Below are 15,497 nucleotides of genomic sequence, written 5' to 3'. Positions count from 1 at the left end.
TAGAAAGATAAAATTAGATAAAGGGGTTGCTCATATGTACTTGAATCCAAAACTTTCGTATATGCAGTTTTTTATGGGATTTCTATTTGTTATTACATTCATATTGGCAACTTTTAATATATGTTCTTATCTTGTAGCAATTGTATGTATGGCATTACTTAATCTCACTTTTGTTATTGGGGCATTTCAGCAGAAACAATATACAAGTTTTGTAATAGCACTTGTAATGTCATTTTCCTTTAGTATTGTAGCGATTGTGTTTTATATAAAATAAACCATCTCGATGTCGAGATGGTTTATTTTGTCATGTGTAAAAAGTAAAAAAAGGACGAACACATCGCCCTTTTTACCAAAACATACTCGCGCCAGCAAGTAATGTTGTTACAAGCATAGAAATTAGCATCACATAAACCATAATTTTTTGAGCTTTTTTATGCATCGTTATACCTCCTTGCAAATCAGTGCAATTTCATTGTAACGAGAAATGAAATTATGGACAAGAGGAGAGTAAGGACAAAATTCGAGAAGGGGTTGCAAAATATAACAGGAAATTTGAGAGTGTGTAGAGAATATAGTAAAAGGGTATATTGTTAATTTTTAGTTGGGCAAGCTGAAGAATGGAGATACGATGATGAAAATATACGAAACAGATCGTTTATACTTAAGGGAAATTGATGAGTCGTATGCTGAAACAGTTCTTCAATATTACGACAGAAATCGTGAATTTTTAAAAGCTTGGGAAGAGTATAGACCGGATGATTTTTTTACGCTAGATTATCAAAAGAAAAAGTTGCAAAAGGATAGAAAAGAGTTCGAAGAAGGGAAAATCATCAGACTATGGATTTTTAAAAAGGGTGATGATACGAAAATAATTGGGTGTATTTCATTTAATTTAATCGTTCGTGGCATTTATCAATCTTGTGTACTCGGTTATAAATTAGATAAAGCAGAGTTAAACAAAGGGTATACGACAGAAGCACTTAGAAAAGCAATTCAAGTTGCTTTTGGGGAATTTCAGTTACATCGTATAGAAGCTCCGATTATGCCTCGTAATTTAGCATCTATACAAGTAGTAACGAAGATAGGTTTTCAATATGAAGGCGTGTCTAGGAAGATGTTAATGGTAAATGGCGTGTGGGAAGATCATATGCGCTGGGTATTGTTAAATGAGTAATAGAAAGCAGATGGTTATCTAGACATGTAAACCATCTGTTTTTTGTCTTGTATTTCGAAACTTTTGCGAAATTCTGTTATAATTAATAGTGTTACATACATAATGGTAGTGCAGGAGGCGCAGTCTTATGATTAATCAAGAACGTTTAGTAAATGAATTTATGGAATTAGTACAAGTAGATTCTGAAACGAAATTTGAAGCAGAAATCTGCAAAGTATTAACGAAGAAATTTACAGATTTAGGTGTAGAAGTATTTGAAGATGACACAATGGCTGTAACTGGTCATGGTGCAGGTAACTTAATTTGTACTTTACCAGCAACAAAAGATGGTGTTGATACAATTTACTTTACTTCTCATATGGATACAGTAGTTCCTGGTAATGGAATTAAGCCTTCTATTAAAGATGGATATATCGTATCAGATGGTACAACAATTTTAGGTGCGGATGATAAAGCTGGATTAGCATCAATGTTCGAAGCTATCCGTGTTTTAAAAGAGAAAAATATCCCTCACGGTAAAATTGAATTTATTATTACAGTCGGAGAAGAATCAGGTCTTGTTGGTGCAAAAGCATTAGACCGTGAGCGTATTACAGCGAAATATGGCTATGCATTAGATAGCGATGGAAAAGTTGGTGAAATCGTTGTTGCAGCTCCAACACAAGCGAAAGTGAACGCAATTATTCGCGGGAAAACAGCTCACGCTGGTGTAGCGCCGGAGAAAGGGGTATCTGCAATTACTATCGCAGCGAAAGCAATTGCGAAGATGCCACTTGGCCGCATTGACTCTGAAACGACTGCAAATATTGGACGTTTTGAAGGTGGTACACAAACGAATATCGTTTGCGATCATGTACAAATCTTTGCAGAAGCTCGTTCGTTAATCAATGAGAAAATGGAAGCACAAGTTGCGAAAATGAAAGAAGCATTTGAAACAACTGCAAAAGAAATGGGCGGTCATGCAGACGTTGAAGTAAACGTTATGTACCCAGGATTTAAATTTGCTGATGGGGATCACGTTGTAGAAGTTGCAAAACGTGCAGCTGAAAAAATTGGTCGTACACCTTCTCTTCACCAAAGTGGTGGCGGAAGTGATGCAAACGTAATTGCAGGACACGGTATCCCAACAGTTAACTTGGCAGTTGGTTATGAAGAAATTCATACAACAAACGAGAAGATTCCTGTTGAAGAGTTAGCAAAAACAGCAGAATTAGTTGTTGCAATTATTGAAGAAGTAGCGAAGTAATGGAATAGAAAAAGCGTGTAAATCAATTGTGATTTACACGCTTTTTATTTTGACTCGATTGTTTTTACAAGGCGTATAAGTCAATATAAGAAATCCCATGACAGTATATAAGTTGTTGCTACATGTACTAGACGAGGGAATAGTCCTAACGTATTCATATTGAAAATGAGAAGTAGTAAATAATTAATTACAATGATTAATATAACTACAAGGAATGTATAGTTGAGTTTATCCCGCTATTTGCCGAGCAGTAAGACCCCCACCTCAAAATTCAGCGAAAGCAAAGAAGTTAGGTGGGGATCGGGCTGATTAAAGTTTCACTTTATATCGATTATAAAAAAGAACAAGTAATTATTATAACTATTGTGCAAAATTTGATATAATAAAAGAACGAACGTTCTGATTAGGGGGTGAGTACTATGCGAGAAATGTATCCGAAAAATGGTCGTGTAATTTTACATGTAGATATGAATTGCTTTTTCGCATCTGTTGAAATTGCTCATGATCCATCATTACAAGGAAAGCCATTAGCGGTTGCTGGAAATGAAAAAGAGAGAAAAGGAATTATTATAACATGTAGTTATGAGGCGAGAGAATACGGAATACGTACGACGATGCCCCTTTGGGAAGCGAAAAGGTTATGCCCGCAATTAGTTGTAAGGCGTCCTAATTTCACATTATATCGCGAAGCTTCATTTCAAATGTTTCAAGTCCTTTCTCGTTTTACAGAAAAGATACAACCAGTCTCAATAGATGAAGGATATTTAGATATTACAGATTGCTACGCACTTGGTTCTCCTCTTGAAATAGCAAAGATGATTCAACAAGCACTATTAACAGAGTTGCAGCTTCCGTGTAGTATTGGAATCGCTCCAAATCTTTTCCTAGCAAAGACCGCTTCAGATATGAAAAAACCACTTGGTATTACCGTGCTTCGAAAACGCGATATTCCAGAACTGATTTGGCCACGTCCAGTTGGAGCAATGCATGGAATTGGTGAGAAAACAGCTGAAAAATTAAATGATATTCATATACAGACAATTGAACAGTTGGCAAAGGGAGACGAGCATATCATTCGCGCTAAAATTGGCAAGCACGGTGTTGATTTGCAAAGGCGTGCAAAAGGTATGGATGATAGGGAAGTGGATCCGAGTCAAATGGGACAGCATAAAAGTGTCGGTAACTCGATGACTTTTTCAAAGGATATGGATGAAGAGAAAGAATTACTTGATATGTTAGAACGTTTATCAAAGTCAGTGAGTAAAAGGTTACAAAAGCGAACCCTTGTCAGCTATAATATTCAAATTATGATTAAATACCATGATAGGCGAACAGTAACACGGAGTAAGCAATTGAAAAATGCGATTTGGGAAGAACGCGATATTTTTCAAGCAGCATCCCGTTTATGGAAGCAACATTGGGATGGTGATTCCGTTCGTTTACTAGGTGTTACAGCTACTGAAATAGAGTGGAAGACAGAATCGGTGAAACAATTAGATTTGTTTTCATTTGAAGAGGATGCAAAAAAAGAACCGCTACTTGCGGTCATTGATCAAATTAATGATAAGTATGGAACACCACTTTTACAACGAGGTAGTCAACTACTACGTAAGCAAGAGAAGTCGTTTCAACAAAAGTTAGAAAATAAGTTTATGTAGAAGGTGTCATGAAGTAGTAAAAATCATGACACCTTTCCTATTTAACTCGCTTCTAAATCTAAAGAAGTCTTCCATCCAGCTCCAGTAACGCCAGATTCTAATAGCATTCTACTTACTATTTTTTCAATTAAGATAGCTGTATTTGTCTTGCAATGTAATGTAGCCTGTATACAAACTTTTTGATTAGAATCTACATCTTCACTATACAACTCTTTTAAACCGAGCCCTTCTGTACTTACCATATGCATAAGTAAAAAACGAATATGTGCTTCATTTTCCTCTGAACAAGTAAGGGAAAGTAAGTAGTTCGTTTGTTCAGGTGATTCTTCTTTTGATTTTTTATTCATAAAAAGAGCAATTGGGCGAAGAAGTATATTTGCTAGTAACACGCCGGCTGCACCTAATATAGCTGCAACGAGGAAACCGGCGCCTGTAAGAGTACCGACAGCAGCTGCACACCATAAAGTAGCTGCCGTATTTAGCCCTCTAATACTAAAACCATCGCGGATAATAACGCCACCCCCTAAAAAGCCAATGCCACTAACGACTTGAGCAGCAATGCGGGAGGGGCTAGCATCATGATCAAGCATGACGGATAATAAAACAAATATACAGGCACCAAGTGATACGAGAGCATTTGTCCGTAACCCAGCCATTCGATGTCTCCATTGTCTTTCCATTCCAATGCAAGCTCCTACAATAATTGCTATAACTAATCTGAATATAATGTCGTACCATACCATCATGGTCACCTCCATATATAAATATGTGTTATGTCTTTTAGAATGAGCGGGGAATACCCACTCATTCTTATTTTTACAACCAGCTATGAAACTTTTTAATATAAAGCTTTTTCAGGAATTGTGTTAAAAAAGCGTAGCCTAATAGTATTCCTACTAACCAAGGGAAGTAGCTAAGTGGCAATGCTTGTAAACCAACGGCTGCACCAAGTGGTGAGAATGGAATATAAATCCCGATTGCCATAATAAGAGCGGTTAATAAAACGACGGGTGTTGATGCAACGCTTTGAATAAATGGAATCTTCTGTGTTCGTATCATGTGAACAATTAAAGTTTGTGTTAACAATCCAACCACAAACCAACCGGACTGGAATAATGATTGCTCGCTCGGTGTATTTGCGCCAAATACATTCCACATGACTACGTATGTGATAATATCAAATATGGAACTAATTGGGCCGATACAAATAATGAAGTTTCGTAAGTTTGCAGTATCCCATTTTCGGGGTTTTTCTAGAAACTCTTTATCCATTTTGTCCCATGGAATAGAAAGTTGTGAAATATCATAAAGTAAGTTTTGAATTAAAAGATGAATGGCAAGCATCGGTAAAAAAGGAATGAAAGCACTTGCTACTAACACGCTAAACACATTACCGAAGTTAGAGCTAGCTGTCATCTTAATATATTTTAAAATATTTCCGAATGTAGTACGTCCTTCTACAATCCCGGCTTCTAATATAGTTAAACTTTTTTCGAGTAGAATAATATCAGAAGCTTCTTTCGCAATATCAGTAGCAGTATCAACAGATATTCCGACATCAGCTTCACGTAATGCTACAGCATCGTTAATGCCGTCTCCCATGTAACCTACAGTGTGTCCGTTTCCTTGTAATGCGTGTATAATGCGAGATTTTTGCATTGGATTAAGCTTCGCAAATACAGTCGTTTCTTCAGCAAGTTTTGCTAATGCTTTATCTGGTAAAGAATCAATCTCGTAACCGAGGATTGGTTCGCCGATATCTAATCCAACTTCTTTACAAACTTTTCGTGTAACAATTTCGTTATCGCCAGTTAAAATTTTCACTTGTACACCATGCTTTTGTAATGCTTGAATTGCAGCTGCTGCAGATGGTTTCGGGGGATCTAAAAAGCCGATATATCCAGCGAGAATCATATCAGTTTCGTCTTTTACTGCGTACTCTTTATCATTTATGTTTCTATCTTTTTTATAAGCCACAGCAATAACCCGCATACCTTCACTATTCAATGTCTCGCTTAGTTTTTTGACATTTGAGCGTATTTCCTCAGTGAGTGTAACGATTTTTTTATCCACTTCAGTGTAGTTGCAAATTGATAAAATTTCTTCTACGGCACCTTTACAAACCATTGTATGTTCATCTGAAATATCTTTTACGATGACTGACATACGCCGGCGGGCGAAATCGAATGGAATTTCATCTAGCTTTTGAAAAGCTGATGGGTCAAATGTATTGTTTTCCTCTGTATGCTTAATAACAGCTTTATCTATTAAGTTTTTCAATCCAGTTTGATAGAAACTATTTAAATAGGCAAATTGCAAGACACGATTGCATTTATTTCCATTAGAATCTAAGTGACGAACAAGGACAACTTTATCTTCTGTTAAAGTTCCGGTTTTATCTGTACAAAGAATGTTCATAGCACCTAAGTTTTGAATAGAATTTAGCTGTTTTACAATTACTTTTTGTTTAGACATGTTAACGGCACCTTTAGCTAAATTAGCAGTTACAATCATTGGTAACATTTCAGGTGTAAGGCCAACAGCAACGGCAATAGCGAAGAAGAAAGCTTCTTGCCAATCTCCCTTTGTGAATCCGTTAATGAGAAGGACGATAGGCGCCATAATAAGCATGAATGTAATTAAGAGCCAGCTTACTTTGTTTACACCTTTATCAAAGCTTGTTTCTACACGCTTTCCGATTACCTTATTTGCTAAAGAGCCGAAATACGTATCGGTACTTGTTGAGATGACAACAGCTTTTGCGCTACCACTTACAATATTTGTTCCCATGAAGCAAAGGTTTTCCATATCGAGTGGATTGTAATTTTTTTTCATGTTTTTCGGTAAGATATGCTTATTTTCTGTATGGTAGCAGTGTTCGTATTTTTCTACAGGAAGTGCTTCCCCTGTCAAAGAAGATTGATTAACAAATAAATCTTTAGCGGATACAACACGCACATCAGCTGGAACGATATCACCAGCTGAAAGGGAAATAATATCGCCAGGTACAAGTTCCTCAATTGGAATTTCTGTTGTGTAATTTCGATTTAAATTCGTTACATTTTTTGTTTCATGTACAAATCCATTTATTCTAAATACGCTCGCAGTTGTTCGAACCATAGCCTTTAACTTATCGGCAGCTTTTTGAGAACGAAATTCTTGGGAAAACCGAATCGTTGCACTAAGTAGTACCATTGCAGATACGACAATTGTTCCTTGTATGTCATCTGTGAAAAAGGAGAGTGCTCCAAGAGCTAATAAAACGAAAATAAATGGATTTTTAAATGCCAGCAGAAATTGAATGTACCACGGCGCCATTTTATTATGAGCTATTTCGTTCGGACCGTATAAAGAAAGTCTACGAGCCACTTCTTGTTTAGATAATCCATCTTGTGTTGTTTCTAGAAGTTTTAACGCAGAGATTACATCTTGTGTTGCAATCTCCACTAATAATTCGTTATTTGTTTTCATGCTATCTTGCTCATAAGCATGCTTTGTTTCTTGTCTTTGTAAATTAAACATCGGTAGTTCCTCCTCTGTCATGAAGGAGGAAACAATCTGTTACCTAACTATTTGAAATGGTGAGGAACAGTTTCTTTCCTACCTACATGATGAAATATGAATGTAAAACGTATGGGTATCTGGGCCGAATCATCAATTGCCAACTGTTCCTCACCTCCGTACAATTTAGTAGTTTCTGAATATGCTATGTTTGTTTCATAGTAAGGTGCATATAGACGTAAAAAGACCTTTACTCAAAACGAGTAAAGGTCTGAATTCGCAGTTAAAAGAGTCTACAACAAAGACTGCTAGTAGACATAAATAAAAACAGTTTTTGTGTATGACAAAATACATGCACCTCTCCCTCGTTGAGTTTTAGCACTGTATAGCATAGGTACTGAAACCAGCTACGTTAAAAAAGGCCTTCATTCCGACCTTTCCTGTTGACCCATTGGCGTCTCTCGACATTTTTGGGCAGCAGCGTTTCTCTATACAGGAGCCTCACCTAACAGAGACCATATTCAATTACATGTTGAATGTTAGCACTGTAAAATCGTAGTGTCAATATCTTTTTTATCTGTGTTTTTAAAATATTAAATGGATTTATAATAGATATATGGGATGAAATGCATGATATTAATTATAAATAATGTGGAAAATAAATATTTTTATAAAAGGGGAATTTGTAATGGTACCACAAAATTTTATTATAAATATTGAGAATCAAAAGTGGTTGTTTAATGAGCACGAAGATTTATGTTCTCACGGGGAAATTTATTTAAATGTGGATGGAACGATTATTACACAAACAGGTATGGATGAGGAATGGGGAATAAGTGAATCAGCTTTAGCTCTGTTACGAACTTTAGATAAAGAATATATTTGTGATATTGAAAATGAAGAGGGGCTTATTTTGCACGGATGTGGCACTATGCTCATGTTAGGATGCCCAATTTCAATTCATTGGACTATAAACCATATAGGTGAAAATGTGGTTTTAAAGGATTTTGTCAAAGTTATTTCTACTGATCAAAAGGCTATATACTATGAAGGGCTTCATATAGAAGTAAATGAAAATGAATATAGAAAACAAATTGTTTCTTTTGCGCTACAAGCAAAAGAATTATTCAATAAATCAAGTGAAAAGATAATTTTAGATGAGTTTAATCAAAGTATGTATACAGACTTTTGGACGGAATATAATCATTTGCTAAATAAGTATAAATAAAAAAGCACTGTAACCAGTGCTTTTTTATTATAGATTACGAGATTGTAGGGTTTTCAAAAATAACAATCTCTGAACTGTTTGTAGTTGAAACGCGTTGGGCGTAATATGTTAAAGCTGAAGAAATATATGCTGGTAACGTATCATTTGTATGTGATGTTGTATATTCATGGATTAATTCCTTTAAAGTTGTCCATTCTAATTGTGCTGGGTGATCAGACACGAAAGAACTTACCCAGCGATCAAATGAAGATGAAAAATCAGTTTGTAAACGAAATACTTCTTTCATAATAAAACGCTCCCTTAAAATGTAGTATAATCATTTTAACACAAAACACGAACGATTACTAAATTTTTTAAGTATAACGTTCGTGTTATATAGTTGTCTAGATGATTGGTTATGTAAATTCAATTTGCCATTTGAAATAACATTCCGTAAGATGAGAGATAGAGTATATTTAGAGCTGGAGGAAAGAAAGTGGAATTTGTATTTTTAGGAACTGGTGCAGGTGTTCCTTCAAAAGGAAGGAACGTTTCAGCAATTGCTTTACAATTGTTAGAAGAACGAGGACAAACTTGGTTATTTGATTGTGGCGAGGCCACGCAACATCAAATATTACATACATCTGTACGTCCGCGCCGCATTGAAAAAATATTTATTACGCATTTACATGGCGATCATATTTTTGGATTGCCTGGTTTATTAGGTAGCCGTTCATTTCAAGGAGGAACTACGCCTTTAACGGTGTATGGACCGAAAGGAATTAAACAATTTATTGAAGTGGCATTATCGGTAAGTACGACACATGTGAAATATCCACTTGGAGTTGTGGAGATAACAGAAGAAGGTACCGTATTTGAAGATAATGAATTTTATGTAGAAACGAAAAGATTGTCACACGGTATAGAATGTTTTGGATATCGTATTGTAGAGAAAGATATACAAGGTGCTCTTTTAGTTGATAAGTTGCTTGAGATGGGTGTGAAACCAGGTCCAATCTTTAAACGTTTAAAGGATGGAGAAGTAGTTGAATTAGAGGATGGCACGATATTAAATGGAAATGAGTTTATCGGCCCACCTCAAAAAGGAAGAATTATTACTATCTTAGGTGATACGCGATATTGCGAAGCGAGTAGGGAGCTTGCGCAAGATGCAGATGTACTTGTCCATGAAGCGACTTTCGCAGCAGAAGATGAGCAACAAGCGCATGATTATTTTCATTCCACATCTAAGCAAGCTGCGAGCATTGCACTTCAGGCAAATGCGAAGCGATTAATCTTAACTCACATTAGTTCTCGCTATCAAGGAGATACATATAAGGAATTATTGAAAGAGGCAAGAGAGTTGTTTTCTAATACAGAAATAGCGACAGATTTGAAATCATTCCCAGTAGAAAAATAATAATTTTGTAAAAAATGGTAACGATGGGTTACCATTTTTTTATGTCTAAAAAAATTTAAAAATAAAACTGTTATTATTTTATACTTATACTTGGATGATACAGAAAATTAGAATGGTTTGAATATATACGATAAAAATACGAAATAATGATTTTTTAGAAAAACTGTTATATAAGTCAGATGACATACAAGTGATACAAATAGCAGGAATGGACTTTTATTCAGAACTTTTAAAATTCAACAAAAGTAAGCGTTTTATAAAAAACAAGCTATAATGAGGGCAGATTATAATTTATGATAAGTCACATGCTTTTTAGTTATTATCGTAACAAGTGAAGTTGACTAAACCATGAGAGAGTAACATGAGAATTATAATAAGGAAAGATATCGCTTGTTTATGCTATCCTTGCAATGGCTTCTGTGTTAAACTTTGGATTGCTACCAGACTTTATTGTGGATTATCTTATATCATTTTTTAATGAAAATAATGCTAAGATTCTTATGTATTATTATAACTGGTATTATTTCAGGTTATATTGGATTACTTTTATTTAAAAATTATCCAATTCATACAGCAGAACAAATTCGTGGTACAACTGGAAAAGCGACAGATGTAGCAGGTTAATAGAATAGTAGAATAAATTTTTGCATAGAGGTTTAGGGGGAGTTATGATGAAGTATCGCTCAGTATTTGATATTATCGGTCCAGTTATGATTGGACCATCAAGTTCACATACAGCAGGCGCGGCAAGAATGGGGCAAGTTGCTCGCCAGCTGTTTCGTCATGAACCAGAAAGAGTAAGCATTTCGTTATATGGATCATTTGCAAAGACGTATCGAGGGCATGGTACGGATGTAGCACTAATCGGTGGAATATTAGGGTTTGAAACAGATGACTTACGTATTCCAGAGGCGCTAGAAATAGCAAAAGAGCGCGGAATTGAAGTGGAATTCATTGAAGAAGATGCCAATGCACCTCACCCAAATACAGCGAAAATTCGTTTGTATAAAGGTGAAGAAGAAATTGAAGTTGTTGCTTGCTCAATTGGTGGCGGTAAAATTGAAGTTGTAGAATTAAACGGATTCGATCTTCAATTATCAGGCACAAGTCCAGCACTACTTATTGTAAATAACGATCGCTTTGGTGCTATTGCAGCAGTAGCTTCAATCCTTGCTACAAACGAGATTAACATTAGTACAATGAGTGTTTCTCGTAAAGAAAAAGGAAGAAGAGCGCTTATGGTTATTGAAACAGATGAATTATTAGCAGATGAAGTGATTGAAGAAATAAAAGCGCAACAAAATATTTGTCAAGTAACTATTATGGATTAATTGCAGGGGGGACACACCATGTTTCGGAACGCAGCGGAACTAGTGGCGCAAGCTAAAGAACAAAATGTAAAAATCGCAGAAATTATGATTCAATGTGAAATGGAAACAAGAAGTATTTCACGTGAAGAAGTAATTGCTGGTATGGAAAAGAACTTAGTCGTTATGGAACAAGCAGTAGAACGTGGTATTCGCGGCGTGAAATCACCAACTGGTTTAACTGGTGGAGATGCTGTAAAAGTTCAAGCGTATATGAAGAGTGGAAAAGGCTTATCTGGAGATACGATTTTGGATGCAGTAAGCAAAGCTGTTGCAACAAATGAAGTAAACGCAGCGATGGGAATTATTTGTGCAACACCAACAGCAGGGTCTGCTGGAACAGTGCCAGGTGTACTATTTGCGCTAAGAGAAAAATTGCAGCCTACACGTGAAGAAATGATTGAATTCTTATTTACAGCAGGAGCTTTCGGTATGGTTGTTGCGAATAACGCTTGTATTTCTGGTGCGGCAGGAGGATGCCAAGCTGAAGTTGGTTCAGCAAGTGGAATGGCGGCTGCAGCTGCAGTTGAGATGGCTGGTGGAACACAAGATCAAGCAGCTACAGCGATGGCAATTTCATTAAAGAACATGCTTGGTTTAGTGTGTGATCCTGTTGCAGGACTTGTAGAAGTACCTTGTGTAAAACGTAATGCAGCAGGAGCTGCAAATGCGATGATTTCAGCAGATTTAGCATTAGCTGGTGTAACGAGTACAATTCCATGTGATGAAGTAATTGAGGCAATGTTTAGAATCGGACAAACGATGCCAGTAGCACTTCGTGAAACAGCGGAAGGTGGACTTGCAGCAACGCCGACTGGTCGTCGCCTGCAAGAAGAGATTTTTGGGAAGAACAATAACTAAGTGTAATTATAGAAAAAGGAGCTCAAATAAACTTGAGCTCCTTTTTCTATTTTTCTTTTGTTAGTTGTTCTAATGTTTTTCCAAGATTATGTGATCGTTCCGTTGCCTGTGTAATACAAGAAATAAGTGCTTGTTGAAATTTATGTTCTTGTAATACTTCAATACCTGCTTCGGTAGTTCCGCCAGGAGAAGTAATTTCCTTTCGCAAAATAGAAGGGTGTTTGTCACTTGCTTTTAGCATTTCAGCAGCACCAATCATCGTTTGAAGAATAAGTGATTTTGCAACATCTTCTTTTAAACCGATTTTTTTTGCAGCTTCTTCCATAGCTTCCACTACGTAATAAATATAAGCAGGTCCACTTCCGGATAATGCAGTGACAGCATGCATATCTTCTTCCTCTACAACAGAGACGAGACCAATCGTTTCAAATAAAGATGTTGCAGTGCGAATATGTTCCGCTGTTGCATGTTTCGAAGGGGAGATAGCGGTAGCTGATTTTAAAATGGCTGCGGATGTATTTGGCATTGCACGAATAATTGGAACGTCTTTTTGAAGTAGTTTTCTAATTGAGTGAGTAGAAACACCTGCTAGTAATGAAATAATAAGCACGTTATTATTTATGTATTCTTTAAAAGGGATAAGCGCCTCTGCAACATCCTTTGGTTTCATTGCTAGAAAAAGAATATTTGCATCAGTAAGTAATTCTTTTTTATTATGAGTACCTTTGACACCGTATTTTTTATGTAGCTCTTGTAATCTTGTCTCGTTAGAACGATTACTTACAGTAATTTGTTCACCTTTAACAACGTTTGCATGTAACAAGCCACCAATAATAGCTTCAGCAATAGAGCCTGCACCGAGAAAGGAAATGTTTTGAATAGACATGATGTTCCTCCTTTAATTTTGCTTAGAAATTCTTATAAATGTACATACATTCGTTTTTTTATAGGAAACACCTCTTTTTATCTGAAAATAATGACAAATATATATAGAAGTTGTAAACTGAAGAAGTATTCATTTTTGAACCGGAAAGAGACAGGGGGGCTAAGCATGACGGCGATTCACCGAATGGAGATTCCTGTACCATTTGCAGTGGAAACTGTGAATGTGTTTTTAGTTGAGGGGGAGACATTAACATTAATTGATACAGGGACGAATACAGAAGAGGCAAGAAATGCGTTAGAAAGTCAATTAGGTGCATTAGGACATACGATAGAAGATATTGAAACAGTAGTCATTACGCATCATCATGCAGATCATTGTGGACTTTTAAATATATTTTCTGAGAAGACGAATATTATTGGACATCCTTGGAATGAGCCTTGGATCACACAAAATCCAGAGTTTTTAAAGCGGTATCATGAATTTTTTAGAGAGACGGCCTTACAGTTTGGTGTGCCAGCAGCATTTTTGAAAGACGAGTCGTTATTGACGACGAGGACACTTAAATATTCTTGTAATAGATCGTTAACGCATACTGTGAGAGAAGGAGATCGTATTAATTCTTTGCCTGGATTTACAGTGCTTGAAACACCAGGTCATGCTTCTACTCATATTTCTTTATATAGAGAATCTGATGGAATATTAATTGGTGGAGATGCTCTCATTAGTCATATTTCTTCGAATCCAATACTAGAACCACCATATGAAGGGCAAACAGAACGGGCACGCCCATTACTACAATATAATCAAACATTACAGCGTTTAAGCGAAATGAATATTTCACGCATTTTATCAGGGCATGGGGAAGATGTTCTAAATGTGAAACAACTTATTGAAACGAGATTACAAAAGCAAGAAACACGTGCTTTTAAAGTACTTGAGTTATTAAAGGAAAAACCAATGACAGCATTTGAAGTATGTGTAAAACTATTTCCGGTATTATATAAAGAACAATTACCACTTACTATTTCAGAAACGGTTGGACAATTGGACTATTTAGCATATAATCAACAAGTGATGATTGATGAGTCATCGCAACAATTGATTTATTATGCAAAGTAGGTGACAGCAATGACAGGACGTTTACAAAATAAAGTAATCGTCATTACAGGTGCTTCTAGTGGGATTGGTGAGCAAGTTGCAATGCAAGTTGCAGCACAGGGAGCGACTCCAGTATTAATGGCTCGAACAGAAGAGAAACTACAAGCGTTAGTAGACAAAATTAAAGAAACTTATAATACGCCTTGCTATTATTATGTATTAGATGTAAGTGAAGAGATGGAAGTACAGTCTGTTTTTTCAAAGGTATTACAAGAAGTGGGACGTATTGATATATTAGTAAACAATGCGGGATTTGGTATTTTTAAAACGTTTGAAGATGCGTCAATGGGTGAAGTAAAAGATATGTTCCAAGTAAATGTATTTGGATTAGTAGCATGTACGAAAGCGGTACTACCTTATATGGTAAACAAGAATGAAGGACATATTATTAATATTGCTTCACTTGCTGGAAAAATTGCAACTCCGAAATCGAGTGCTTATGCAGCAACGAAACATGCCGTATTAGGATTTACGAATAGTTTACGCATGGAATTAGCGAATACAGATATTTATGTTACAGCAATTAATCCAGGTCCGATAGATACAAACTTTTTTGAAATAGCGGATCAATCTGGTACATATGTAAAGAATATGGGACGTTACATGTTAAAACCAACATACGTAGCAGAACAAATCGTAAAGTCGATGCACACGAAAAAACGTGAAGTAAACTTACCGAAGTGGATGGGAATTGGTCCAAAACTTTATGCTTTATTCCCAGGTTTATTTGAACGTGTAGCAGGTAAATCATTGAGTAAAAAATAGGAGATTTCCACATGGAAATCTCCTATTTTTTATTGTTTTCCAGTCACATAATCATAAACAATATCCTCAATTTCCTCGTATAAATCAATTTCAATATTTGAATGAGTCACCGTTTGAATATGTTTCACTAGCATTTCCTGATCTTCTTTTGATATTGGACTGCATTGATATTGTTGAAAACTTTTTATAATCATTTTCTCAATTAATTTTTCGTTCATATTTTTCCCCGCCTGTATGTACGTATGTATTGTTTT

17 protein-coding genes and 1 riboswitch are annotated in these 15,497 nt (G+C 36.0%); of the genes, 11 read left to right on the top strand and 6 right to left on the bottom strand.

Annotated features, from left to right (window positions below):
- Positions 1-34: 34 nt before the first annotated feature.
- Complete coding sequence (locus tag ACTJJY_RS04350; protein WP_000281167.1) at positions 35-274, top strand: DUF3894 domain-containing protein; 240 nt, start codon at positions 35-37, stop codon at positions 272-274.
- Positions 275-346: 72 nt separating this feature from the next.
- On the opposite strand, the gene prli42 is transcribed toward ACTJJY_RS04350, so the two are convergent.
- Positions 347-439, bottom strand: coding sequence for a stressosome-associated protein Prli42 (prli42, locus tag ACTJJY_RS04345; RefSeq protein ID WP_000549037.1), 93 nt, complete (start codon positions 437-439; stop codon positions 347-349).
- 189 nt (positions 440-628) lie between these two features.
- Between prli42 and ACTJJY_RS04340 the strand changes: the two genes are divergently transcribed.
- From ACTJJY_RS04340 to ACTJJY_RS04330, 3 genes are all read left to right on the top strand, one after another.
- Positions 629-1,174, top strand: a complete 546-nt coding sequence (locus ACTJJY_RS04340) for a GNAT family N-acetyltransferase (protein WP_440605201.1) — start codon at positions 629-631, stop codon at positions 1,172-1,174.
- A gap of 127 nt (positions 1,175-1,301) precedes the next feature.
- A complete protein-coding gene (locus ACTJJY_RS04335) occupies positions 1,302-2,420 on the top strand; it encodes a tripeptidase T (RefSeq protein WP_000609803.1) in 1,119 nt (372 codons plus the stop codon).
- A gap of 419 nt (positions 2,421-2,839) precedes the next feature.
- Positions 2,840-4,078 carry a DNA polymerase IV gene (locus ACTJJY_RS04330; RefSeq protein WP_001208854.1) on the top strand — a complete coding sequence of 413 codons (1,239 nt, stop codon included), beginning with the start codon at positions 2,840-2,842 and terminating at the stop codon, positions 4,076-4,078.
- A 41-nt stretch (positions 4,079-4,119) separates the two neighbouring features.
- Here the strand turns inward: ACTJJY_RS04330 and ACTJJY_RS04325 are convergent, their stop codons facing one another.
- Positions 4,120-4,821, bottom strand: a complete 702-nt coding sequence (locus tag ACTJJY_RS04325) for an MgtC/SapB family protein (RefSeq protein ID WP_440605080.1) — start codon at positions 4,819-4,821, stop codon at positions 4,120-4,122.
- A 73-nt stretch (positions 4,822-4,894) separates the two neighbouring features.
- On the bottom strand, positions 4,895-7,600 hold the full coding sequence (gene mgtA, locus ACTJJY_RS04320; protein WP_440605079.1) for a magnesium-translocating P-type ATPase: 2,706 nt from the start codon (positions 7,598-7,600) through the stop codon (positions 4,895-4,897).
- Between the two features lie 331 nt (positions 7,601-7,931).
- A riboswitch (M-box (ykoK) riboswitch) is annotated at positions 7,932-8,099 on the bottom strand.
- A gap of 168 nt (positions 8,100-8,267) precedes the next feature.
- Here mgtA and ACTJJY_RS04315 point away from each other — a divergent pair.
- Complete coding sequence (locus tag ACTJJY_RS04315) at positions 8,268-8,807, top strand: hypothetical protein (RefSeq protein ID WP_440605078.1); 540 nt, start codon at positions 8,268-8,270, stop codon at positions 8,805-8,807.
- Between the two features lie 34 nt (positions 8,808-8,841).
- On the opposite strand, the gene ACTJJY_RS04310 is transcribed toward ACTJJY_RS04315, so the two are convergent.
- Positions 8,842-9,093: a DUF3932 family protein gene (locus tag ACTJJY_RS04310; protein ID WP_000665709.1), complete on the bottom strand. Its 252-nt coding sequence runs from the start codon at positions 9,091-9,093 to the stop codon at positions 8,842-8,844.
- A gap of 189 nt (positions 9,094-9,282) precedes the next feature.
- On the opposite strand from ACTJJY_RS04310, the gene rnz reads away from it, so the two are divergent.
- The 4 genes from rnz to sdaAA all read left to right on the top strand — a co-directional run bounded on the left by rnz (position 9,283) and on the right by sdaAA (position 12,434).
- The gene (gene rnz, locus ACTJJY_RS04305) at positions 9,283-10,206 is read left to right on the top strand and encodes a ribonuclease Z (protein ID WP_440605077.1); all 924 of its coding nucleotides are present in this window, start codon (positions 9,283-9,285) and stop codon (positions 10,204-10,206) included.
- 477 nt (positions 10,207-10,683) lie between these two features.
- Positions 10,684-10,830: a hypothetical protein gene (locus tag ACTJJY_RS04300; RefSeq protein WP_000699983.1), complete on the top strand. Its 147-nt coding sequence runs from the start codon at positions 10,684-10,686 to the stop codon at positions 10,828-10,830.
- A 47-nt stretch (positions 10,831-10,877) separates the two neighbouring features.
- On the top strand, positions 10,878-11,537 hold the full coding sequence (sdaAB, locus tag ACTJJY_RS04295; RefSeq protein ID WP_000877449.1) for an L-serine ammonia-lyase, iron-sulfur-dependent subunit beta: 660 nt from the start codon (positions 10,878-10,880) through the stop codon (positions 11,535-11,537).
- A gap of 18 nt (positions 11,538-11,555) precedes the next feature.
- The gene (gene sdaAA / locus ACTJJY_RS04290; RefSeq protein WP_000489461.1) at positions 11,556-12,434 is read left to right on the top strand and encodes an L-serine ammonia-lyase, iron-sulfur-dependent, subunit alpha; all 879 of its coding nucleotides are present in this window, start codon (positions 11,556-11,558) and stop codon (positions 12,432-12,434) included.
- Between the two features lie 46 nt (positions 12,435-12,480).
- Here the strand turns inward: sdaAA and proI are convergent, their stop codons facing one another.
- A complete protein-coding gene (gene proI / locus ACTJJY_RS04285) occupies positions 12,481-13,320 on the bottom strand; it encodes a pyrroline-5-carboxylate reductase ProI (protein ID WP_053563686.1) in 840 nt (279 codons plus the stop codon).
- A gap of 165 nt (positions 13,321-13,485) precedes the next feature.
- On the opposite strand from proI, the gene ACTJJY_RS04280 reads away from it, so the two are divergent.
- Both ACTJJY_RS04280 and ACTJJY_RS04275 read left to right on the top strand, forming a co-directional pair.
- On the top strand, positions 13,486-14,439 hold the full coding sequence (locus tag ACTJJY_RS04280; RefSeq protein WP_440605076.1) for an MBL fold metallo-hydrolase: 954 nt from the start codon (positions 13,486-13,488) through the stop codon (positions 14,437-14,439).
- 9 nt (positions 14,440-14,448) lie between these two features.
- The gene (locus tag ACTJJY_RS04275; RefSeq protein ID WP_000147794.1) at positions 14,449-15,243 is read left to right on the top strand and encodes an SDR family NAD(P)-dependent oxidoreductase; all 795 of its coding nucleotides are present in this window, start codon (positions 14,449-14,451) and stop codon (positions 15,241-15,243) included.
- A gap of 29 nt (positions 15,244-15,272) precedes the next feature.
- Here the strand turns inward: ACTJJY_RS04275 and ACTJJY_RS04270 are convergent, their stop codons facing one another.
- Entirely contained in the window at positions 15,273-15,461 is a 189-nt protein-coding gene (locus tag ACTJJY_RS04270) for a YqzH family protein (RefSeq protein WP_001003222.1), read from the bottom strand.
- Positions 15,462-15,497 lie beyond the last annotated feature (36 nt).

This window comes from Bacillus sp. 22475, assembly GCF_052044835.1.
GTDB classification, from domain to species: Bacteria; Bacillota; Bacilli; order Bacillales; family Bacillaceae_G; genus Bacillus_A; species Bacillus_A cereus.
The sequence above is the reverse complement of the archived record's forward strand: the minus strand, read 5'-3'. Positions and strand labels throughout refer to the sequence as shown.